This is a genomic window from Bradyrhizobium sp. USDA 336, assembly GCF_044908355.1.
GTDB classification, from domain to species: domain Bacteria; phylum Pseudomonadota; class Alphaproteobacteria; order Rhizobiales; family Xanthobacteraceae; genus Bradyrhizobium; species Bradyrhizobium yuanmingense.
On record NZ_JBIYDC010000002.1, the window covers coordinates 4,819,436 to 4,839,871 of the forward strand.

A 20,436-nucleotide genomic window follows, 5' to 3' on the forward strand; every position below is an offset into this window, starting at 1 on the left:
TGGCTGATCCGCGCTCTTCGACGTGGTCAATAGAAAGCAAAAGCCGTTTTGTTTGGTAAACGGACAGCGCGTTTGGATTCACCACGTCGCGAGCGCGCCTGCAATTTGGCGATCAGCGTTTATTTTCGATGAACGCCGCGCGGCGATGGTTAATCGCTTCTTTGCGCCGCGTCGCGCGCGGCCGATCAGCAGTTCCTGCTGTGAACTTCGTGTTAAATCGCTTCTGTCTACAAAGACGCGTGAGTGAGGTGGGGGGAGTATCCTGATGGCTGTTCACCGCAAGCGTTTTCGCGTCGAAGATATCGTCGGTGGCGAGATGCCCATTGTAGACGTAACTGAAGAGGCACTCCCGATGCATAGCGAGATCATGGCCGAGCTGCGCGCGATCCGCGCCCAGATGGCGAAGGGCATCGTCGCGGCCCCGCTGTCCGGAAGCGCTGCCATGGCGGCGATCGACGCCTCGACCGCGCACGAGCTTGCCGAAGCGCGCACCATGCTCGAGACCTACCGGGCGCAGATCGAGCAGTGCGAGAAGCTGAAGGTCGAGCTCGACCTCATCCACGACGCCATCGACCGCACCAAGCGCGAGATCGCGACGCTGCACGGCAAGAGCTTCGACGGCGGCGAGATGGCCAAGGTCAACGGCGAGCTCGGCGCGGTGGTCGGCGGCACCGAGCAGGCGACCCAGCAGATCCTCGAAGCCGCGGAATCGATCGACCAGGCCGCCAGCGCGATGTCCAAGGTGGACTCGATCGATCAGCAGAAGCGCCTTGCCGACGACATCCAGGAACGCGTCATCTCGATCTTCGAAGCCTGCAACTTCCAGGACCTGACCGGCCAGCGCATCAGCAAGGTCATGGGCACGATGAAGTTCATCGAGCAGCACATCAACGCGATGATGGAGATCTGGGGCGGCGTCGACGCGATCAAGTCCCATGTGCCGGCGCAGGTCGACAACCGCAGCGAGGAGGAGAAGCTCCTCAACGGTCCCAAGCTCGCCGGCGACGTCGGCCACGCCTCGCAGGACGACATCGACGCGCTGTTCGACTGAGCGGGGGCGATATCGGAATAACAAAACGCCGGCCTTGGGCCGGCGTTTTTTGTTTGGGACCCCTCCGCTGTCATCGTCCGGCTTGACCGGACGATCCAGTATTCCAGAGGCATCAGTGATTGAGCTGGGAAGCCGCGGCATACTGGATGCCCCGCCTTCGCGGGGCATGACGAAGGAAAGATATTACGCCCTCGGCGCGCAGCGGACGTAGACCATGTTGCCGTAGCGGGTGCCGGCGTCCTTGTCGATGAAGCGGGTGATCATGACGCGACCGTCGAAGGAGACGATTTCGCGGTCCTGGTCGCCGGGGGTCGGGCCGGCCGGCCCGATGTAGTTCTTGCCGCTCGGCGAGCCCTTCAGCCGCAGCTCCTGCGGCGTCGCCTGGTCGGCGAGATGCATGATCACGCCACCGGAGGAACCGGCGGTGATCACGTAGGGGTTTCTGCATTGCTCGCGCGCCATCTTCTCGGTGCGGGCGCGATCGGCCGGGTTCTGGAACGAGGCGAGGCCCCAGCGGCCGACGATCTCGTCGGCGCGGATGCTGGCGGGCATTTCCGGAGCGACGCCAGGTTCGGCTTCGGGCGGCGGCGGGGACGACGTGAGGGACGGCAGGTTGAAGCCGCCGCCGCAGGCGCCCAGCAGCAGCGTCAGACAAGAGGCGGCCGCCAGATTGGCAACCGTGCGCGCGTGAGCCGAACTGATCATGGCATTCCCCCGAACAAGACCATGGCCGCACCCCTCCCGCAGCCAAGCGCAAAACCGCTGCCGGAGCAATGACGTCGTTCTTTACGGCGACGCCCCGAGCGAGTTTCCAATGCCACCATCCTATATCCGCCTCAACAATCGCTTAACCACCTTTGCTTGACAGGATCGCGGCCAAGCCATATTTCCGGACCCACTATTAGCACTCGGAAAGCCCGATTGCTAAGCGCGCCGTTCGATCCTCGACGCGAGGGCGGACGGAAGCGCCGCCCCACAGACCCCACTACTTCCGAAGCGAGCCTCCAAAGGGAAACGTCATGGCTAAATCCAAATTTCGTCCGCTGCATGACCGTGTCGTGGTCAAACGTATCGACGCCGAGGAAAAGACCAAGGGCGGCATCATCATTCCGGACACGGCCAAGGAAAAGCCGTCCCAGGGCGAGGTTGTCGCCGTCGGCCCCGGCGGCCGCGACGAGACCGGCAAGCTGATCCCGATCGACCTCAAGGTCGGCGACCGCGTGCTGTTCGGCAAGTGGTCGGGCACCGAGGTCAAGATCGACAACGAAGAGCTCCTGATCATGAAGGAGTCGGACATCATGGGCGTGCTGGCCTAAGGCCGTCCGCCTGAACAGACGCTGAATGTCATGCCCGGATCCAGGCGATCCGGGCATCCATCGTTCCGCCGCACGGCACAAGACAACACACATCACATAACACGAGGGATTGCAGACCATGGCTGCCAAAGACGTCAAGTTTTCCGGAGACGCGCGCGATCGCATGCTGCGCGGCGTCGACGTTCTCGCCAACGCCGTCAAGGTGACGCTCGGCCCCAAGGGCCGCAACGTCGTCATCGAGAAGAGCTTCGGCGCCCCCCGCATCACCAAGGACGGCGTCACGGTCGCCAAGGAGATCGAGCTCGAGGACAAGTTCGAGAACATGGGCGCCCAGATGGTGCGTGAGGTCGCCTCCAAGACCAACGACCTCGCCGGCGACGGCACCACCACCGCGACCGTGCTGGCCCAGGCCATCGTGCGCGAAGGCGCCAAGGCAGTCGCCGCCGGCATGAACCCGATGGACCTCAAGCGCGGCATCGACACCGCGGTTGCCGCCGTCATCAAGGACATCGAGAAGCGCGCCAAGCCGGTCGCCGCCTCCTCCGAGGTCGCCCAGGTCGGCACCATCTCGGCCAACGGCGATGCCGCCATCGGCAAGATGATCGCCCAGGCGATGCAGAAGGTCGGCAACGAGGGCGTCATCACCGTCGAGGAGAACAAGTCGCTCGAGACCGAGGTTGATATCGTCGAGGGCATGAAGTTCGACCGCGGTTATCTCAGCCCCTACTTCGTCACCAACGCCGAGAAGATGACCGCCGAGCTCGAGGACGCCTACATCCTCCTGCACGAGAAGAAGCTCTCGGGCCTGCAGGCCATGCTGCCGGTGCTGGAGGCCGTGGTGCAGTCGGGCAAGCCGCTCGTCATCATCGCCGAGGACGTCGAGGGCGAGGCGCTGGCTACCCTGGTCGTCAACCGGCTCCGTGGCGGCCTGAAGGTGGCCGCGGTGAAGGCGCCGGGCTTCGGTGACCGCCGCAAGGCCATGCTGGAGGACATCGCGATCCTGACCGGCGGCCAGCTGATCTCCGAGGAGCTCGGCATCAAGCTCGAGAACGTCACGGTGAAGATGCTCGGCCGCGCCAAGAAGGTGGTGATCGACAAGGAGAACACCACGATCGTCAACGGCGCCGGCAAGAAGCCTGACATCGAGGCCCGCGTCGGCCAGATCAAGGCCCAGATCGAGGAGACCACCTCGGACTACGACCGCGAGAAGCTGCAGGAGCGCCTCGCCAAGCTCGCCGGCGGCGTCGCGGTGATCCGCGTCGGCGGCGCCACCGAGATCGAGGTCAAGGAGAAGAAGGACCGGGTCGAGGATGCGCTCAACGCCACCCGCGCCGCGGTTCAGGAAGGCATCGTCCCCGGCGGCGGCGTCGCGCTGCTCCGCGCCAAGAAGGCGGTCGGCCGTCTCACCAACGCCAATGACGACGTCCAGGCCGGCATCAACATCGTGCTGAAGGCGCTGGAAGCCCCGATTCGCCAGATCTCCGAGAATGCCGGCGTGGAAGGCTCGATCGTGGTCGGCAGGATCCTGGAGAACAAGTCCGAGACCTTCGGCTTCGACGCCCAGAATGAGGACTATGTCGACATGGTCGAGAAGGGCATCATCGATCCCGCCAAGGTGGTGCGCACCGCGCTGCAGGACGCCTCCTCCGTGGCCGGCCTTTTGGTCACCACCGAGGCCATGGTCGCCGAGATGCCGAAGAAGGAAGCTCCGCCCGCCATGCCCCCCGGCGGCGGCATGGGCGGCTTCTAAGCCTCCCGTTCCGTGACAGAGTTGCGAAGGCCGCCTCCGGGCGGCCTTCTTTTTTGCCGACCCTGCCCGTTTCGCTTTCCGATTCAACCAGCGGCCAAAACCCACTACGGTGGCGCGCCGATTCTGATTGTTTGGGCATGATCCTCAGACCGCTTCACGCTTTCCGGATCATGGCCGTTGCGCGAGGATGTCATCGATGCGTGCGCTTCTGGTTTGCTCCACGGCCGTTCTGGCCCTGCTCGCCGTTCCGCCGCAGGCCTCCGCCCAGATGAAGCTGTCGCCGAAGGCGACCGCGCCGGGCGGAGCCGAGACGCGCTATTTCACCGCGATGGACGGGCTGATGGACGGCAATGCCGACGTGATCCTGAAGGAGACGCGCCAAGGCAAGACGCTGACCGCGGCGGTGCTCGACGTCTGCTACCCCATCGCCAAGAACTCCGACCGCAAGGACCGCTTTGTCGTCAACCTCCAGGTCGCCGGCCAGACGCTGACCGGAACGACGCAGAGCATCAGTGAGAAGTCGCCGGTCAGTGTCAAGCTGACGCGCAAGCAGTCCGGCGACATGTTCGAGTTCCGCGGCCAGATCGCGATCGGCCAGGCGGTGACCGAAGTGACCTCGCCGGACAATTCCGATCTCAGCGAAAAGGAATTCCTGGACAGTCAGAGCTCCGACGACGGCATCACGGCGCAGCCAAAGGATTTCACCGACGTCTCGCCGGAGGCGATCGCGGTCAAGGTCAAGCTCGACGCCGCGACCGACTTCCTGAAGAGCCTGAAGGGCCAGGAGGTCGAGGTGACGCTGGCGAGCCTCAATGTCGGCTGCGATGCGCTGCGCGCGGGCGAGCAGACCATCACCATGTCGGTCGATCCCGAGCGCGCCGGCGCGCTGCTGGCGAAATTCAAGGCGATGCCGGGCGTCACGGCCGCAGGCTGGACCGCAGGCATGACCGAGATGGACCGCACCATCCGCTTCCCTGCGGCCGACTGGCGCGAGGGCGACAAGATCAACAAGGGCAAGCTTGCAACGGCGGTGGCGAGCGTGCTGAGCAGGACGCTCGCCGCAAAGGCGGTCACGCAAAACTTCAACCCGGCCACCGGCAGGCTCAAGCTGGTGTTCAAGCGGCCGAACCAGGACTTCCCGGCGCTCGAGCTCACCGACACGATCGAGGTCGCAGGCCTGGTCTCGCCCGACAAGCCAGGCACCACGGACAAGCTCATGCTCTGGATCGGCAGCCCGGCGACCACGACGGCCGACGAGGGCAGCGGGGCCAGGCTCAATCTGTCCGACGATGCGAGCCTCGACGAAGAAGGCGATCTGCCCGACGACAACGGCTCGATCGAGGCGCTCGTCAAGGAGCTGAAGGGCCAGCGCTGGGACGCCGACAAGTCGGTGTGGAAGTAGGCTGAGACAGTCAGCGCTGTCATCGCCCGGCTTGACCGGGCGATCCAGTATTCCGAGACAGCAGCGATGGAATCGATAGGCTGCGGCGTACTGGATTCCCCGCCTTCGCGGGGAATGACAGAGGCCTAATTCCCCGTCGTCCTGAAGCGCAGCGGCTTCGGGCCGATCAGCGTCAGCACGTCACCCTGGCGCTTCCAGGTCTCGACGCTGCCGAGGGCTGCGACGAGCTCGTCGTCGGCCTGCGCTCTCGCCGGCGGACAGTTGCGGTTCTCGATCTGGCCGGGCACGAAGATCACGGTGTTGCCGGCGACCGAGAACTGGCCCTTGCCGCCCTTGCACCAGAGCTCCAGCACGACCTCGCCATTGTCGCCGATCTCGATGTTGGGAATCCGCTTCGAGCCTGCCTGCGGCAACGCCTCCAGCGTCATCTCGGTGCCGAACGGAAACCCCTCCTGGGCACGCGCGAGTGTGGACATCGCGAACATTGCAACCGCCGCACACACCAATCGCTGGAACGAAACCATGAGACCTCTCGACCGACCTGACTTGCCGCACCTTCTATGAGACGGCGGGGGCGTTGAGAAGGTTCGCGCATGGTCAATCCGGGCACACCGGCATGGCGAAGCCTGGGGCGCCTCGAACGCCGAACGAGAAAGCGAGCCGCGCCGCAAAATTCGCGCATGCGGCGGTTCCCGGCCGCTCACAAGGTCGCGAAATCCCGGAGCACCCTGCCCCGCACCGGCGGGCACCATGCTAGGGTTGCTGGCTGCGACAATCCAACGCAAATTGCAGAACTTGCGACTTTCGTCTAAGCGCGCCCATTTCCGCCATCGCCTCAGCTATTTGGCTCTCGGCATCGTGCACATCCCCTGAGGAGATCCAGCTCTGTGAACAACATCCGCGCCACGCTCGCGATCGTCTGGCGAATCGCCATCCCTTATTTCCGATCAGAGGACAAATGGGCCGGCCGCGGCCTGCTCGCCGCGGTGATCGTGATCGAACTGCTGCTGGTCGCCATCGATGTGCTCGTGAACCAATGGTACAGCCGCTTCTACAACTATCTCCAGGAGCGCGACTGGAACGGCTTCGTCTGGGAGCTGGGCGTCTTCACACTGCTCGCGAGCGCCAGCGTCGCGCTTTCCGTCTACCAGCTCTATCTCAATCAGTGGCTCCAGATTCGCTGGCGGCAATGGCTGACGCGTCACTATCTGGCCGAATGGCTGAATAGCGCGACCCACTATCGGATGCAGCTCAAGGGCGATGCGGCCGACAACCCGGACCAGCGCATCACCGACGACGTCCGGAGTTTCGTCGAGCAGACTCTCAATATCGGCATCGGACTGCTCTCCTCGATCGTCACGCTGCTCTCGTTCGTGGTTATTCTGTGGGGGCTGTCGAACGCGGCACCGCTGCATATCTCCGGCATCGACTTTCCCATCCCCGGCTATTTGGTATGGGCGGCGCTCGTCTACGCGATCTTCGGCACCGCGCTCACGCACTGGATCGGTTCGCCTCTGGTCAATCTCAATTTCGAGCAGCAGCGCTACGAGGCCGACTTCCGCTTCAACCTCGTCCGCGTGCGCGAGAACTCCGAACAGATTGCGCTGCTCAAGGGCGAAGGCGCCGAACGCGAACGACTGCTGCTCCGCTACGGCTATGTCGTCGGCAATTGGTACGCGATCATGAGCCGGACCAAGCGTCTGACTGCCTTCACGGCGAGCTATTCCCAAGCCGCCGTGATCTTCCCCTTCATCCTCACTGCGCCTGCCTATTTCGCCGGTAAGATTCAACTTGGGGGGATGGTGCAGACCGGGTCCGCGTTCGGCAGCGTGCAGAAGGCCCTGTCCTTCTTCGTGACCGCCTACCGATCCCTGGCCGAATGGCGTGCGGTGGTTGCCCGCCTCGATGGCTTCGAAATGTCGGTCGCCTCGGCGGTCAATCTGCCGGCACATGAGCCTGCCATCGCGCTGGAGGTCGCCGGCCGCCATATCGACCTCGAGCAGCTCTGCGTGAACCTGCCCAACGGCACGCCGCTGGTCGCCGCCAAGGCCTTCACCATTCAGGCCTCGGAGCGCGTGCTGGTGACCGGACCGTCCGGCTCCGGCAAATCCACGCTGTTCCGGGCCATCGCCGGCATCTGGCCGTTCGGCACCGGCACGGTTGTGGTCCCGGAAAAGGCAAAGCTGATGATGCTGCCGCAGCGGCCCTATTTCTCGGTCGGCGTGTTGCGCGATGCCGTGGTCTATCCGGCAGCGCCGGGCGCGTTCGACGCCGCGCAGGTCCGCGAGGCCCTGATCGCGGTCGGGCTGCCCGATCTCGCCGAGCGGCTGGACGAGGACGGCCATTGGAACAGGATGCTCTCGCTCGGCGAGCAGCAGCGTCTCGGGCTTGCGCGCGCGCTGCTGCATGCGCCGGACTATCTGTTCCTGGACGAAGCCACCGCCTCGCTCGACGAGCCGTCGGAAGCCCGGCTCTACCGGCTGCTGACGGAGAGACTGCCGCAGGCCACCATCGTCTCGATCGGCCACCGCTCGACGCTCGATGCCTTCCACACCCGCAAGGTGGCCCTGGTGAAGGACGGTGCGATCCACGTCGTCGGCGGCGAGCGGAGTGCGGTGGAGCCGAGCGCCGCACGCTGAGGCGAGCGCTGTGTGGCCGCTGGTCATCAAGTTCGAGTCGGGTCAAGCCCGGCCATGACGGCGTGGAGAAAAGCAAAAGGGCGGCAGGTTGCCCTGCCGCCCTCGCGAAGTCGTTTCGGGAAGAAGCTTACTTCAGATTGCTCATCGCCGTCAGGTCGAACGAGAGCTTGGCCACGCCGGCCGCGCTGCACCAGTTGGAGCCGAAGCCGCCCGGGTTGATGGGGGTGAAGCTTCCGGTGAACTTCGCGGTGTGATCGCTGGTCAAGGCGTTGCAGTCGCCCTTGTTCAGGTCGGTGTCGTGATAGCGCAGATCGAGCGTGAACACCTTGTAGGTGAAGCCAACGCCGACGTTCCAGGTGTTATAGCTCGGCTCCTTGATGCCGTTCGCATAAACCGGATCGCCCGCGATGCCGTAGAAGATGTCGGAAGTGCCGAACCACTGCCGGCCGAACTCACCCGACACATACATGCCGACGCCGCTGGCACCGAAGATCGTGCTCGGGGCGGTCCACTTGGCGGTGATCGAGGCGTAATTGCCCCAGGCGCCGAGGTTCAGGAAGTTCGGCGAGTAATACTCGTTGAAGCCGACCGTCCACTGATCGTTGATGACGACGTTCAGCTTGGCATACGCTTCGAAGAAGCTGGCGTCCTTCTTGGCGAAGTTGCCGTTGATGGGAAGGCCGATCGCGCCCTGCGAGTAGTCGATGTCGCCGCCACAATTGCCCTGAGCCAAGGTGCCCTGCGAGCCGAAGCATTGTCCGCCCGGATAGAGGTAGCCCCAGAGACCGAAGTCGAAGGCGAACATGCCGAAGGTCGGGCGGATACCGCCGTAGAAGTCGACTTCCGCCGCAGCGCGGTTCGGGAAGGAGATGCTCGAGGCGGACGTACCGACGTAGAGCTGCAAGTCCTTGGTGACGTTGTAGCGAGGCTCGAAATAGGCCGTGACGGCCGGCTTATGGTTCGACTGGGTGATGCCGCGGAAGACGTAATCGCTCATGATGCCGCCGCCGAAGGCGATATCCCAAGGATCGAACGCCGGGGGCGGCGGGGCCTTCAATGCCTTCACGCGCAGATCTGCCGCGAACGCCGAACCCGTCGTCACCATTGCCAGCGCCGTTGCCAACAAAGCCACTTTTTTCATTTCGGTCCCCATCTACCCGTTCTTACTTAGCAGTCGCCCCCGGAAGCCCCCCGGGGCATGCGGCCTACCTGCAAAATTGCGTCACTGCGGCAATTTGGATCGATGGACAGGAACCGTGAAGCAAAAAGCGCGAGCATCTGCCGACTTTTTAGGCGTTTTGACGAATTCACGAAAGGTTGTCAGGCTGTGTGGCATCTCGATCACATTATTTGCATTCCAGGGTGCAGTGCAGACCCGTGTAAACCCGGGGATCGCCAGGCGGCGTGACACCTTCGCTACGAATCAGGCTGGGCCCCGCACGGCGGCCGATGGGGCCGCTCCCCGCGATGCAAAAAGGCCGCAGCACCGGGGTGCCGCGGCCTTCTCGTTACAATCCCAAGTAACAGTCCCGAGTGACAGTCCGAAGGCGATGAGAGACCGCCTTCCTACCCCTGCCCCTCGGCCGGCGCCGCTTCCGCAGAAGACGAAGGCATCGCCCAGCTTGTCTCGGCGGGCGCGGGAGTCTCCGCCGGTGCCGACGGCTTCGGAGCAGGCGCTGCCTTCGCCTTCTTCGGTGCCGCCTTCTTCGCGGCCTTCTTCGGAGCAGCCTTCTTGGCCGCCGACTTCTTTGCGGTCGTCTTGGCAGCCTTCTTCGAGGCGGCCTTCTTGGCAGATTTCTTGGTGGCCTTCTTGGCCGCCTTCTTCTTCGTCGCCTTCTTCGCGGATTTCTTCGCCGCTACGGCCTTCTTGGCCTTTTTGGCCTTCTTGCTTTTCTTCTTCTTCGCTTTCGCCATCGTGGTCCTCCTGTTGCCCGCCGAACAATGCTTGATCGGGCGTCTTCAGTCGTCACCTCGGGAGGACAGTTCGGGCTCCTGAAAGCTCAAACCTGCGCGTTCAGTGCCGGCCGCGCCCCGCCCGTCGCCCAATCGAGAAGCTCAATCGTGTGTACGACCGGAACTGACGTGCCACTGGCAATCTGCACCATGCAGCCGATATTGCCCGCGGCAATCATGTCCGGCTTGACGCTCGCGATGTTGGCGACCTTGCGATCACGCAACCGACCCGCAAGCTCGGGCTGGAGAATGTTGTAGGTCCCCGCCGAACCGCAACACAAATGGCTCTCGGGCACATCTTTCACCACGAATCCATTCTTGGAAAGCAATTCTTTCGGAAGCCCTGTGATTTTCTGTCCATGCTGCAACGAACACGCGGAGTGATAGGCGACGACGATGTCGTCCGCTCGCGCCGCCGTCGCAAGCTCGAGGCCGGCGACGTATTCGGTGATGTCCTTGGCGAGCGCCGAGATCCTCGCAGCATCGGCCGCGAACGCTGTGTCCTCGCGCAGGAGATAGCCGTAATCCTTGATCACCGTGCCGCAGCCGGAGGTCGTCACCAGGATCGCATCGAGCCCCTCGCCGGCTATTTCCTTACCCCACGCCGCGACGTTGGCGCGAGCCCGCGCCAGCGCATCCTCGTCGTTGCCGAGGTGGTGGGTCAGCGCGCCACAGCACTGCTCGTCCCTGACAAGGACGACCTCGATGCCGTGGCGGGTCAGAAGATTGATGGCGGCCTGGTTGATGCGGGGCGCCAGCACCTGCTGGGCGCAGCCCTGGAGCAGCGCCACACGCCCGCGCTTCTTGCCCAGCGCCGCGAACACGCTGCCGGCGGCGGGCCCTGCCGGCGGCAGCCGGTCCGGCGCCAGCGCCAGCATCGCCTTGATGCGCTGGATCAAGCCCGGCGTCGCCGCAGGCCGGGGTGTCGGCAGCAAGACGCCGAGCGGACGGGCGAGCCGCGCCAGCCACATACTTACGCGAAAGCGCTGCGGGTCCGGCAGGACGAAGGCCAGGACCTGGCGCAACAGCCGCTCGGTCAGCGGCCGCCGATAGCGCTGCTCGATCCGCACCCGGGCCTGGTCGACCAGGTGCATGTAGTTCACGCCCGAGGGGCAGGTCGTCATGCAGGCAAGGCACGACAGGCAACGGTCGATATGCTTGACCACCTCGGCGGTCGGCGCCTGGTCCTTCTCCAGCATCTCCTTGATCAGATAGATGCGGCCGCGCGGGCTATCGAGCTCGTCGCCGAGCAGCACATAGGTCGGGCAGGTTGCGGTGCAGAAGCCGCAATGGACGCAGGCGCGCAGGATCTTGTCGGCTTCCGCGATATCGGGGTCGGCGAGCTGCGCGAGTGAGAATTCGGTCTTCATCAGCCAGCGCTCCGCGTGAGCCGCCCCCGGTTGAGAATGATCTTCGGATCGAAGCTGGCGCGCACCCGCTCGCTCAGCGCGGCAATCCCCGGCGCCTGCGGATGGAACACGTCGACCTCGCGCCTGACATCATCAGTCGCCCGGATCAGCGTGGCATGCCCGCCGGCCGCGTTCGCGCGCGCACGCACTGCTGGGGCATGCGCGTCCGGCTTCGGCGGGAGCGCCACCCAGATCAGGCCGCCTCCCCAATCGTAGATCACATCGCCGCCCGTCTCGCGTGCCAGCTGCGTGCCCAGCGCCGCGCCCGAGGCCGGCGGGCAGACGATCCGCCAGACCGGCCAGGCGCCGAGCGCGCCGCTCGCCGCGAACGGCAGCACGTCGCGGATCGCGCTCCACAGGGCCGCGGATGCCACGTCCTCGATCAGCGTCGCGGTTCCAAACGGCGCCAGCAATTGGCGCAGCGAGCCGGCGCGGTGCGCAGCGGACGCGGTGATGCCCTCGAGCCGCAGCACGGTCAGCGCCTCGGCCTCGCCCTCGCCCTGGCCCGCAATGTCGCTCAGCCCCTCGGCGCCGGTCCGGAACGCGGATTTCGGCAGATGCGCGGCGGCGGAGACGTCGAACGGCGAGCCCAGCGCCGCGGTCATGGCCTTGTTGGCCGTGGCATCATCTAATCCGCGCAGCAGCAGCGTCCGCTCGGCCTCGGGCTTGGGCATCACCTTGAGCGTGACCTCGGTCATCACCGACAGCGTGCCCCAGGACCCCGCCAGCAGCTTGCAGAGGTCATAGCCGGTGACGTTCTTCACCACCTTGCCGCCGGTCTTGAAGCTGTCGCCGAAGCCCGAGACGGCATGCGCGCCGAGCAGGTGGTCGCGCGCTCCGCCCGCCCGGATCCGCCGGGGTCCGGCGAGCCCGGCCGCGATCATGCCGCCGATGGTGCCTGTTGCCGGCGTGCCGAGCAGCGGGGCGGTGTTTACAGGCTCGAAGGCGAATTGCTGGTTCTTGGCGTCGATCAGCGCCAGCACGTCGGCCAGCGGCGCGCCGGCCTGGAGCGTGATGATGAGCTCGTTCGGCTCGTAGGCGGTGACGGCATTGAGCGCGGAGACGTCGAGCACGGCGTTGGTCGCCATGGCGTGACCGATGCCGCGCTTGCCGCCATGGCCGATGATCTCGAGCGGCTGCTCGCTCGCGATCGCCGCGCGCACGACCTCTTCGACGTCTTTGGCGTCTCTGACCTTGAGCGTATCCACGGGAAAAGGCGGTAGCGAAATTCGCGCAGGAAATCAATTCGACCCGCGACGGAACGCTGGGCCGTTCGGCGACATTCGCACTACGATGTTCATCGAACCATTGTTGCCCAGAGCTGCGCTATCGAATGGAGAATTCTCAGGGAGCTCCATCATGATCGAACAGGCAATGAATCAACAGACCGGCCACCCGGCCATCGGCGGCGGACTTCTCGTCGTGGCGCAATGGGAAGCAAAGGCCGAAGAGGTCGACCGCGTTGCTGAAATCCTGCGCGGCTTCCTCCCTCAGGCGCAGCGCGAGCCAGGCGTCAAGCTGTTCCTGATCTCGCGCGCCAAGGACAATCCGGCCCAGTTCCTGTTCTACGAGTTGTTCCGCGACGAAGCCGCCTTTAGGGCGCACCAGGAGAGCGCGCATTTCAAGAGCTACATCGCGGAACAGGCGCTGCCGCTGCTGGCCAGGCGCGAACGCGCGCAATACGCCTTGCTGTGAATGATCTGCTTCCTTCTTGCGAGCCAGGGCTATCGCCTATGACTCGCAGCGGCGGGCTGCGTGCAAGCTGGGGCTGGATCAAGCCCCGGCCTTGCACGTGATCCCGCCGTCGACAACGAGCTCGATGCCCGTCACGTATTTCGACTCGTCCGAGGCCAGGAACAGCGCGGCGTTGGCGACGTCCCATGCATCGCCCATATGACCCATCGGCACCTGGGCGTCGCGCGCGCGCCACATCGCCTCGACATCGCCCTTGGCGTAGCTGGCGGCGAGGCCGGCGGAGTGCTCGACCATCGGCGTCTTCATCAGGCCGGGCAGGATCGCGTTGACCCGGACATGATGGCGCGCGAACTCGATCGCTGTGGTGCGCGTCATCTGGTTCATCGCCGCTTTCGAGGTGCCGTAGGTGACGTAGGAGATGCCCATGTGGCGGATCGAGGCGATCGAGGAGATGTTGATGATCGAGCCGCCGCCCTGCTTCACCATGATCGGGATCACGTGCTTCATGGCGAGATAGGCGCTCTTGAGGTTGACGCTGAAGACGCGGTCCCAGCTGTCTTCGCTCACCTCGACAACACTGCCCATCTCGGCGATGCCGACATTGTTGTCGAGCACGTCGATGCGGCCATAGGCCTGCAGGCACGCCGCGACCATCGCCTCGATCTCGGCAGGCCGCGACACGTCGGCCGTGAATGCCGTCGCCTTGCCGCCTTCTTCGGTGATGATCCTGGCGGTCTCCTCGGCCGCGGCACCGTTGCGATCGACGCAGAACACCTGCGCGCCCTCGCGCGCAAAGGTCACCGCGGTCGCCTTGCCGTTGCCCCAGCCTGGACCGATCGAGCCGGCCCCCACCACCATCGCAACCTTGCCCTTGAGCCGATCCATCGCGTGTCTCCTTATTTCTCTTGTTGTTCGCAGATGCTCATCTTGGTCACGTTAGCACCAATGGAATGCCCGACAATCTCCGACAATGTCCGGCACCTCCCGTCATGGCACAGTCGCCATTCTCCGGCTGCGCCGGAATTGCCGAGCACCAATTCCGGCATCGGCCCACGCTGCGGCCGCCATTGAAACCAACCGTCGACCAGCCGCGCTTCGGCCGGCGGCTCCATGCCGGGGCCGGTGCCCTTGACGCGGGCTTGCACCAGCTCAAGGCCGGCGGGTGTGAGGTGCCAGTCTTCCTGCCATTCGACCTTCGCGATCGAATGCGTCCAGACAAGCGTGAACGCGGACAGCGCCAGCGCCTTCACGCCGCCCGCTGTCGCAAGACAGAGACTCACACCGCCTCGACCGGCGCCGGCGGACGCTGCCGCCATTGCCAAAGCGCGAGCGCGGCGGCGAGCACGAAGCCCGCGCTGTCGCTGAAGGGGAATTCGCCGAGCAGGCAGAACGCGGCGCCGAGCGCGATCAGGCGCTCGATCAACGTCAGCCGCGTGAACAGGAAGCCGATCGCGGCCATGCCGAACAGGCCGATCGCCACCAGCGCCTTCAAGCTCGCCAGCGCCACCGCGCCGTAGAAGCCGAGCTTGGCCGCCATGGGATCGCCGGCCTGCAGCATCAAGGCCGGCGAATAGACGAAGATGAAGGGAATGACGTAGCCCGCGAGCGCGATGCGCATCGCCTCCCAGCCGATCTTGTCCGGATTCTCCTTGGCGATCGGCGCCGCCGCGAGCGCGGCGAGCGCCACCGGCGGCGAGAGGTCGGCCATGATGCCGTAATAGAATGCGAACATGTGGCTCGCGATCAAGGGCACGCCGAGCTTGGCCAGCGCGGGAGCCGCGAGGGCGGCGGTGATGATGTAGGTCGGGATGGTCGGGATGCCGGTGCCGAGCAGGATCGACAGCAGCATGGTCATGACCAGCGCCAGGAACAGGCTCTTCTCGCCGAGCCCAATCACCCAGCCGCCGAAGATGGTGCCGACGCCGGTCTGCGACATCATGCCGATGATGACGCCGACGATGGCGCAGGCCATGCCGACGGTGATGGCGGATTTCGCGCTCTCGGCCAGTGCATCGCGGCAGGCCCGCAACGCCGCGAAGCCGCCGCGCACGAACGCCGTGATCACGATCAGGCCGACCACGACGGTCGCGACCGGCACGATCTGGAGGCCGTCGCGCGACAATGCCGCGACGACGAGCGCGAGCCCGACCCAGAAGATGGTCCGGACCACGTTCGAGGAGGCGCCCGTCGTGATGGCGGTGCCGAGGATCAGCGTCACCGTCAGCGCGAGGCCCATGCTGCCGGCATAGAGCGGCGTGAAGCCCTCGAACAGCATGTAGACCAGCGCTGCGAGCGGCAGCACGAGGTACCAGCGCGTCACCAGCGCCTTCCAGGCGCTCGGGATCTCCGAACGCTTCATGCCGACGAGGCCGTGCTTGCCGGCTTCCAGATGCACCATCCAGAACGCGGAGGCGAAATAGAGGATCGCGGGGATCGCGGCCGCCTTGACGATCTCCGAATATTGCACGCCGAGCGTCTCGGCCATGATGAAGGCGACCGCGCCCATCACCGGCGGCATGATCTGGCCGCCCATCGAGGCCGTCGCCTCGACGCCCGCCGCGAAGGCGCGGCGGTAGCCGAACCTGATCATCAAGGGAATCGTGAACTGGCCGACGGTGACGACGTTGGCGACGCCCGAGCCGGAGATGGTGCCCATCATGCCCGAGGCGAACACCGCGACCTTGGCAGGACCGCCGCGGGTGCGGCCGAACAGGCCGAGCGAGACATCGGTGAACAGCTGGATCATGCCGGCGCGCTCCAGGAACGAGCCGAACAGGATGAACAGGAAGATGTAGGTCGCCGAGACGTAGACCGGTACGCCGTAAAAGCCTTCGGTGCCGAACGACAGATGCGTGACGATCTGGTCGAAATCATAGCCGCGGTGGTTGAGCGGCGACGGCAGGTACTGCCCGAAGAACCAATAGACGAGACACGCGCCGCACATCAGCGGCAGCGCCGCGCCCATCAGCCGCCGCGTGCCCTCGAAGATCAGCACCGCGAGCAGGGTGCCGACGGCGAGATCGAGCCTGGTCGGATCGCCGTCTCGCGCGATCAGGTCGGCATAGAAGATCCATTGGTAGAGACCGCAGTAGAAGCCGGCGGCGCCGATCGCCCAGCCCAGCGCACGGCCGAAATTGCTCTTCGCGGTGAAGTTGGCGATCAGGCCGAAGGTCAGCAGCAGCAGGAATCCGACATGGACGCCGCGCACCACCTGGCTCGGCAGATAGTTGAAGGCGGCGACATAGAGCTGGAAGATCGCGAACGCGATGCCGATCCAGTAGGCGAGCCGGCCCCACCAGCCCGGGCCGAAGCCTTCCGGAAAACCATGCTCGAAATTGTCGAACTCGACCTTGACCTTGTCGGGCGCGATCTCAGTCCCCTCTGCCTTTTCCAGCATCTCAGCCCATCCCCAATCGTCGAGCGCTTGTAGCATTGGCACGGTATGTCCCGAGCCGTCATGCCCGGGCTTGTCCCGGGCATCCACGAAACTTCCATGCACCGCCGCAGAACGTGGATGGCCGGGACAAGCCCGGCCATGACGTCCGACGACAGGAGCTGATTACTTGATCAGCCCCTTTTCCTTGTAATAGCGGATCGCGCCGGGGTGCAGCGGGACCGGGCTGCCGGTGGCGGCGGTCTCGAGCTTGATCTCCTTGCCGGCCGCGTGCGCAGTGACGAGCTCGGGCAGCGATTCATAGACCAGCTTGGTCATCTGATAGGCGAGATCGTCCGAGACGGCGGAGCTGGTGACCAGATAATTGATCACAGCCGCAGTCGGCACGTCCTTGTCCTGGCCGGTATAGGTGTTGGCCGGAATGGTCGCCGCGACGAAGGGCGGGCCGATCTTGTCGACGGTCTCATTCGGCACCGACACCACCGTGATCGGGCTCGAGGTCGAGAGGTCCTTCAGCGAGGCGACGCCGAGCCCGGCCGATTGCAGCGTGGCGTTGAGCTGCCGGTTCTTCATGAGATCGACGGATTCGGCAAAGGGCAGATATTCGACCTTGCCGAGCTCCTTGTAGCTCATGCCGGCAGCGGCCAGGATCGCGCGGGAGTTCAGCTCCGTGCCCGACTTCGGCGCACCGACCGACAGGCTCTTGCCCTTGAGGTCGGCGAGTGTCTTGATGCCGCTGTCCGCGGTCGCGACGATCTGGATGTAGTTCGGATAGATCGCGCCGATGGTGCGCAGCTTGTCGAGCTTGGTCTTGAAGCCCGCCTCCTCCTCGCCGTCCCAGGCGGCCTTCAGAGAGTCGCCCAGCGTGAACGCCAGCTCGCCGCGGCCCTGCTGCAGCAGGATCAGGTTCTCGACCGACGCCTTGGTGGCCTGCACCTGCGTCTTCACGTTCGGAATCTTGTCGCCGTAGATCTTTCCGATCGCGACCCCGAGCGGATAGTAGACGCCCGAGGTTCCACCGGTCAGCACGTTGATGAAGGATTGCGCCTGCGCGCAAGGTGCCGACGCCGCCAGAGCCAGAGCCGCGGCCGCGCCGAAAATCGTCCGTTTCATGGTTGTTGTTCTCCCCAAACCGGCGGCGAAATTGGCCGGATGAGGGATGCGGGTCAACCCATCCAAAAGGCACAACAGGACTGCGGCAAAGGGCCGTTCCCGCTGGGTTTTTGGGAACCGGACGGTGCGGCGAGGTGGCACTTCACCTCTCCCGCTCGCGGGAGAGTCGGATCGCGCAGCGATCCGGGTGAGGGCTCTTTCCTCTAGGGGACAGTCCCGTTGTGGAGACACCCTCTCCCCCAACCCCCCGCAGGCGGGGGAGGAGCGCACCTTCAATGAGGCGATGGTCGAACGCACCCCCGAGCAGCAAATGCTACTGGAACGTCATGTCCAGGCATTTGGAGATGTCGGAGCCGAGGCCGGAGGAGATGGTGATGCAGCCGCGCACCTTCTGCGCGCCGACGTCGGCCGCCCAGACCGAATAGCCGCCGGGGCCGAAGAACGAATTGGTGTTCGGCGGCTCGGTCTCGGTGGCGTCGAAATCGTACTTGCCGTCGGTCTCGAAAATGCGCGGCTTCTTGGTGCAGCCGCCGTCGGTCTGGACGTTGATGACTTCCTTGTTGTCGCGGGTCAGCGCCAGGGAAACCTGGCAGCGGAAATATTCCGAGGTCTTGGTGTTGAAGAGATAGGTGTAGGACTTGCAGGTCGCCGTGTTCAGCTTGCCCGGGGCAAGGCCGCGGCTGCACGAAATCCGCTGGTTGTGGCTGAGCCGGTAGTCATCGGCTTGGGCGGCCGGCGCCAGCGCCGTGAGCAACAGCGCGGCAGCCGAGCAGGCTTTGACGACAAGGTTCATTCGAATCATCCCCACCAATATTTTTGTCGAGTTGCGTTCTAGACGGAAAGCGGAACATAGTCGCGAGGGGACGGAGGGAAAATCACAAACTGCTGGGCAAGACGTGATGCGCTGCGGCGCTATCGCAAATTGACCGGGACGCAGCGTTCGTGATTTGTTCAATCTTGGAATGTCCCGATCTTGGGAGGATGGGATGACGGCATTTTCAATCAAGACATTTGCAATCGCAGCCGCGCTCGGCGCATTGGCTTGGCCCGCATTGGCGCAAACCGCAGCGACGCCCTGGGAGCTGAAGACCGACACCGCCTACGCCTACGACAGGGAGGGCAAGACCTATTCCTACAAGATGGGCACCAGCAACGCCGGCGAGCTCTTGAAGGGCGCCAAGAAGGTGCCCAAGGGCACACTGTTCTTCATCGGCCAGAACGGCCAGCTCTACATGCGCACCGGTCCGTATCTGGAGGGCGACGGCAAGTTCAAGTTCGGGCCGGATCAGTAGGAGCCGCGATTACGGTGCGCTCCCTCGCCCCGTTCTTACGGGGCCGCGACGAGCTTCGCTCGCGCTGAGAGGGTTGGGGTGAGGGGCCTCTCTCCACGCATGAGATCGTCGAGGGACCTGTACCCCCTCACCCGGATTGCATCTGACGATGCAATCCGACCTCTCCCCGCAAGCGGGGAGAGGTGAAGACAGCGCCAGCGTCCTAAAACGCCCCTGCCAGCTCCCTTGCGCCGGCTTTGCCGCTGTTCACGTCCATGCGCTCGTCCGTCACGGCCAGCAGCTTCGCCACCGTGTTGTGTCGGATCGCGACCGGGTTGCGCTCATAGCCGCCGCGCTGGAAGAAGTTCGAGGTCGGCACCCGCTCGCGCATCGCCTGCGGCATCGTCACCATGTCGAGGCCGGTGCCGTCGCCGGTGAGGTTCATCATCTCGAGCTCGGCCGCAGAGAGCGGGCGCGTGTGGCCCTTGGCCCGGGCGAAATGCACCGATGTCAGCAGCTTGTGGGTCTGCAGCATCGGACCGATATCGACGTCGAGCACCATCGCATGCATGGCCCAGCCCTGTGGGGTAGCGCCCATCTTCTCGTGCTCCGACCAGGTATCGGGCACCGACTTCGCGTGCGCCACCATCTTCTTCAGGACAGCGAGCTTGTGCTCGAGCGCATGCCGCGCCGGTCCTGATGTGCGCGCCACCTTCTCGGAAAGGGCGCGGATCAGTTCATGGCCCTGCTCGGCGAGCAGTTCGACGCTGTTGGTGGTGAGCAGCTGGTTGTAGCCCATCGCGGTCGAGATCGCGCGCTTGCCGCCATGCTCGATGCCCGCCTGCACGTCGTAACTGCCGGTGCCGCCGGTCTCGAACGAATAGACCCGCACCGCCTGCTCGCGCGTCAGGCCATGGGCCAGAGCGTAGCGCGCATAGGCGCGCTTGAACTCGAGCTCGCTGGACGGGCGTTGCGGCGTGAACTGGTAGAGTTCCTGCGCCGCACGCAGGAAATCGGCGACGACCGGGATCGGCCTCCTTGTGGGGCGGTCAGGCGTTTCCTCCGGCTCCGGGTTCACCGGCTTCTTCGGTCCGTTGTAGAGCGGCGGATGCTCCAGCACGTAATCATCAAGCGTGATCTGCTGTCCGCTGCGCCGCTTGGCGTTGCGGGCCTTCCGCTTCTCGGAGATCTGGCTCCAATAGGCGCCGGCCTCGGCATCGAAGGCGGCGCGCGCGGCCTGATATTCCGCGAGCTTGCGGCGATATTCGAGCACGGCCGGTGAAGCCGCCGCGCCTTGCGCGAAAAACTGCGACAGCAGCTGGGCGTTTGCATTGCGGACGGCGGGCGACAGCGCGTCGGCCTCGGCGCCGCGCGCCGCAGGCGAGATCAGGACGAGCGCGAGCGGAACCAGCGCCAATTTATTTCGAATCGAATGATGCATGC

At 64.8% G+C, this 20,436-nt stretch carries 19 protein-coding genes; 7 read left to right on the forward strand and 12 right to left on the reverse strand.

From position 1 onward, the window contains the following. The first annotated feature begins 265 nt into the window (after positions 1-265). Positions 266-1,051 (forward strand): protein phosphatase CheZ, encoded by a 786-nt coding sequence (locus tag ABIA45_RS23565; protein ID WP_109145353.1) that lies wholly within the window; start codon positions 266-268, stop codon positions 1,049-1,051. Positions 1,052-1,234: 183 nt separating this feature from the next. Here ABIA45_RS23565 and ABIA45_RS23570 read toward each other — a convergent pair whose 3' ends face one another. Then, positions 1,235-1,756 carry a hypothetical protein gene (locus ABIA45_RS23570; RefSeq protein WP_404653856.1) on the reverse strand — a complete coding sequence of 174 codons (522 nt, stop codon included), beginning with the start codon at positions 1,754-1,756 and terminating at the stop codon, positions 1,235-1,237. Between the two features lie 314 nt (positions 1,757-2,070). Between ABIA45_RS23570 and groES the strand changes: the two genes are divergently transcribed. The 3 genes from groES (at position 2,071) to ABIA45_RS23585 (ending at position 5,519) form a co-directional block, all read left to right on the forward strand. After that, entirely contained in the window at positions 2,071-2,367 is a 297-nt protein-coding gene (groES, locus tag ABIA45_RS23575) for a co-chaperone GroES (RefSeq protein ID WP_025033779.1), read from the forward strand. A 118-nt stretch (positions 2,368-2,485) separates the two neighbouring features. Further along, entirely contained in the window at positions 2,486-4,117 is a 1,632-nt protein-coding gene (gene groL / locus ABIA45_RS23580) for a chaperonin GroEL (RefSeq protein ID WP_404653857.1), read from the forward strand. A gap of 196 nt (positions 4,118-4,313) precedes the next feature. Continuing rightward, positions 4,314-5,519, forward strand: coding sequence for a hypothetical protein (locus ABIA45_RS23585; protein ID WP_271539156.1), 1,206 nt, complete (start codon positions 4,314-4,316; stop codon positions 5,517-5,519). 125 nt (positions 5,520-5,644) lie between these two features. Here the strand turns inward: ABIA45_RS23585 and ABIA45_RS23590 are convergent, their stop codons facing one another. Further along, a complete protein-coding gene (locus ABIA45_RS23590) occupies positions 5,645-6,043 on the reverse strand; it encodes an META domain-containing protein (protein WP_157283225.1) in 399 nt (132 codons plus the stop codon). 363 nt (positions 6,044-6,406) lie between these two features. Between ABIA45_RS23590 and ABIA45_RS23595 the strand changes: the two genes are divergently transcribed. After that, positions 6,407-8,158, forward strand: coding sequence for an ABC transporter ATP-binding protein/permease (locus tag ABIA45_RS23595; protein WP_404653859.1), 1,752 nt, complete (start codon positions 6,407-6,409; stop codon positions 8,156-8,158). A 127-nt stretch (positions 8,159-8,285) separates the two neighbouring features. Here ABIA45_RS23595 and ABIA45_RS23600 read toward each other — a convergent pair whose 3' ends face one another. The 4 genes from ABIA45_RS23600 to ABIA45_RS23615 form a co-directional block, all read right to left on the reverse strand. Next, entirely contained in the window at positions 8,286-9,299 is a 1,014-nt protein-coding gene (locus tag ABIA45_RS23600; protein WP_128264864.1) for a TorF family putative porin, read from the reverse strand. Between the two features lie 425 nt (positions 9,300-9,724). Continuing rightward, a complete protein-coding gene (locus tag ABIA45_RS23605) occupies positions 9,725-10,072 on the reverse strand; it encodes a histone (protein ID WP_128264865.1) in 348 nt (115 codons plus the stop codon). Positions 10,073-10,158: 86 nt separating this feature from the next. Continuing rightward, a complete protein-coding gene (gene glcF, locus ABIA45_RS23610; protein WP_271539162.1) occupies positions 10,159-11,481 on the reverse strand; it encodes a glycolate oxidase subunit GlcF in 1,323 nt (440 codons plus the stop codon). Next, positions 11,481-12,728: an FAD-binding protein gene (locus tag ABIA45_RS23615; RefSeq protein WP_404653862.1), complete on the reverse strand. Its 1,248-nt coding sequence runs from the start codon at positions 12,726-12,728 to the stop codon at positions 11,481-11,483. The genes glcF and ABIA45_RS23615 overlap by 1 nt, the downstream gene beginning before the upstream one ends. A 151-nt stretch (positions 12,729-12,879) precedes the next feature. On the opposite strand from ABIA45_RS23615, the gene ABIA45_RS23620 reads away from it, so the two are divergent. Further along, entirely contained in the window at positions 12,880-13,215 is a 336-nt protein-coding gene (locus ABIA45_RS23620) for a putative quinol monooxygenase (RefSeq protein ID WP_157283228.1), read from the forward strand. 78 nt (positions 13,216-13,293) lie between these two features. On the opposite strand, the gene ABIA45_RS23625 is transcribed toward ABIA45_RS23620, so the two are convergent. The 5 genes from ABIA45_RS23625 to ABIA45_RS23645 form a co-directional block, all read right to left on the reverse strand. Continuing rightward, complete coding sequence (locus ABIA45_RS23625; RefSeq protein WP_271539168.1) at positions 13,294-14,100, reverse strand: SDR family NAD(P)-dependent oxidoreductase; 807 nt, start codon at positions 14,098-14,100, stop codon at positions 13,294-13,296. A gap of 11 nt (positions 14,101-14,111) precedes the next feature. Further along, positions 14,112-14,531: a DUF1850 domain-containing protein gene (locus ABIA45_RS23630; protein WP_404544106.1), complete on the reverse strand. Its 420-nt coding sequence runs from the start codon at positions 14,529-14,531 to the stop codon at positions 14,112-14,114. Next, the gene (locus ABIA45_RS23635) at positions 14,492-16,612 is read right to left on the reverse strand and encodes a TRAP transporter permease (protein ID WP_404653864.1); all 2,121 of its coding nucleotides are present in this window, start codon (positions 16,610-16,612) and stop codon (positions 14,492-14,494) included. The genes ABIA45_RS23630 and ABIA45_RS23635 overlap by 40 nt, the downstream gene beginning before the upstream one ends. Positions 16,613-16,774: 162 nt before the next feature. Beyond that, positions 16,775-17,722, reverse strand: coding sequence for a TAXI family TRAP transporter solute-binding subunit (locus ABIA45_RS23640; RefSeq protein ID WP_404653865.1), 948 nt, complete (start codon positions 17,720-17,722; stop codon positions 16,775-16,777). 313 nt (positions 17,723-18,035) lie between these two features. Then, on the reverse strand, positions 18,036-18,515 hold the full coding sequence (locus tag ABIA45_RS23645; protein WP_225147329.1) for a hypothetical protein: 480 nt from the start codon (positions 18,513-18,515) through the stop codon (positions 18,036-18,038). Between the two features lie 193 nt (positions 18,516-18,708). Here ABIA45_RS23645 and ABIA45_RS23650 point away from each other — a divergent pair, with 193 nt between their 5' ends. Further along, the gene (locus ABIA45_RS23650) at positions 18,709-19,014 is read left to right on the forward strand and encodes a hypothetical protein (protein WP_157283233.1); all 306 of its coding nucleotides are present in this window, start codon (positions 18,709-18,711) and stop codon (positions 19,012-19,014) included. A gap of 202 nt (positions 19,015-19,216) precedes the next feature. Here ABIA45_RS23650 and ABIA45_RS23655 read toward each other — a convergent pair whose 3' ends face one another. Further along, positions 19,217-20,434 (reverse strand): hypothetical protein, encoded by a 1,218-nt coding sequence (locus ABIA45_RS23655; protein ID WP_271539178.1) that lies wholly within the window; start codon positions 20,432-20,434, stop codon positions 19,217-19,219. Positions 20,435-20,436: the final 2 nt, after the last annotated feature.

What these genes read in the sequence shown, in the direction of transcription:
- ABIA45_RS23565 (WP_109145353.1), top strand. Translation starts at nt 266, where the DNA reads ATGGCTGTTCACCGCAAGCGTTTTCGCGTCGAAGATATCGTCGGTGGC.
- ABIA45_RS23570 (WP_404653856.1), bottom strand. Translation starts at nt 1,756, where the DNA reads ATGATCAGTTCGGCTCACGCGCGCACGGTTGCCAATCTGGCGGCCGCC.
- groES (WP_025033779.1), top strand. Translation starts at nt 2,071, where the DNA reads ATGGCTAAATCCAAATTTCGTCCGCTGCATGACCGTGTCGTGGTCAAA.
- groL (WP_404653857.1), top strand. Translation starts at nt 2,486, where the DNA reads ATGGCTGCCAAAGACGTCAAGTTTTCCGGAGACGCGCGCGATCGCATG.
- ABIA45_RS23585 (WP_271539156.1), top strand. Translation starts at nt 4,314, where the DNA reads ATGCGTGCGCTTCTGGTTTGCTCCACGGCCGTTCTGGCCCTGCTCGCC.
- ABIA45_RS23590 (WP_157283225.1), bottom strand. Translation starts at nt 6,043, where the DNA reads ATGGTTTCGTTCCAGCGATTGGTGTGTGCGGCGGTTGCAATGTTCGCG.
- ABIA45_RS23600 (WP_128264864.1), bottom strand. Translation starts at nt 9,299, where the DNA reads ATGAAAAAAGTGGCTTTGTTGGCAACGGCGCTGGCAATGGTGACGACG.
- ABIA45_RS23605 (WP_128264865.1), bottom strand. Translation starts at nt 10,072, where the DNA reads ATGGCGAAAGCGAAGAAGAAGAAAAGCAAGAAGGCCAAAAAGGCCAAG.
- glcF (WP_271539162.1), bottom strand. Translation starts at nt 11,481, where the DNA reads ATGAAGACCGAATTCTCACTCGCGCAGCTCGCCGACCCCGATATCGCG.
- ABIA45_RS23620 (WP_157283228.1), top strand. Translation starts at nt 12,880, where the DNA reads ATGATCGAACAGGCAATGAATCAACAGACCGGCCACCCGGCCATCGGC.
- ABIA45_RS23625 (WP_271539168.1), bottom strand. Translation starts at nt 14,100, where the DNA reads ATGGATCGGCTCAAGGGCAAGGTTGCGATGGTGGTGGGGGCCGGCTCG.
- ABIA45_RS23630 (WP_404544106.1), bottom strand. Translation starts at nt 14,531, where the DNA reads ATGGCGGCAGCGTCCGCCGGCGCCGGTCGAGGCGGTGTGAGTCTCTGT.
- ABIA45_RS23635 (WP_404653864.1), bottom strand. Translation starts at nt 16,612, where the DNA reads ATGCTGGAAAAGGCAGAGGGGACTGAGATCGCGCCCGACAAGGTCAAG.
- ABIA45_RS23640 (WP_404653865.1), bottom strand. Translation starts at nt 17,722, where the DNA reads ATGAAACGGACGATTTTCGGCGCGGCCGCGGCTCTGGCTCTGGCGGCG.
- ABIA45_RS23645 (WP_225147329.1), bottom strand. Translation starts at nt 18,515, where the DNA reads ATGAACCTTGTCGTCAAAGCCTGCTCGGCTGCCGCGCTGTTGCTCACG.
- ABIA45_RS23650 (WP_157283233.1), top strand. Translation starts at nt 18,709, where the DNA reads ATGACGGCATTTTCAATCAAGACATTTGCAATCGCAGCCGCGCTCGGC.
- ABIA45_RS23655 (WP_271539178.1), bottom strand. Translation starts at nt 20,434, where the DNA reads ATGCATCATTCGATTCGAAATAAATTGGCGCTGGTTCCGCTCGCGCTC.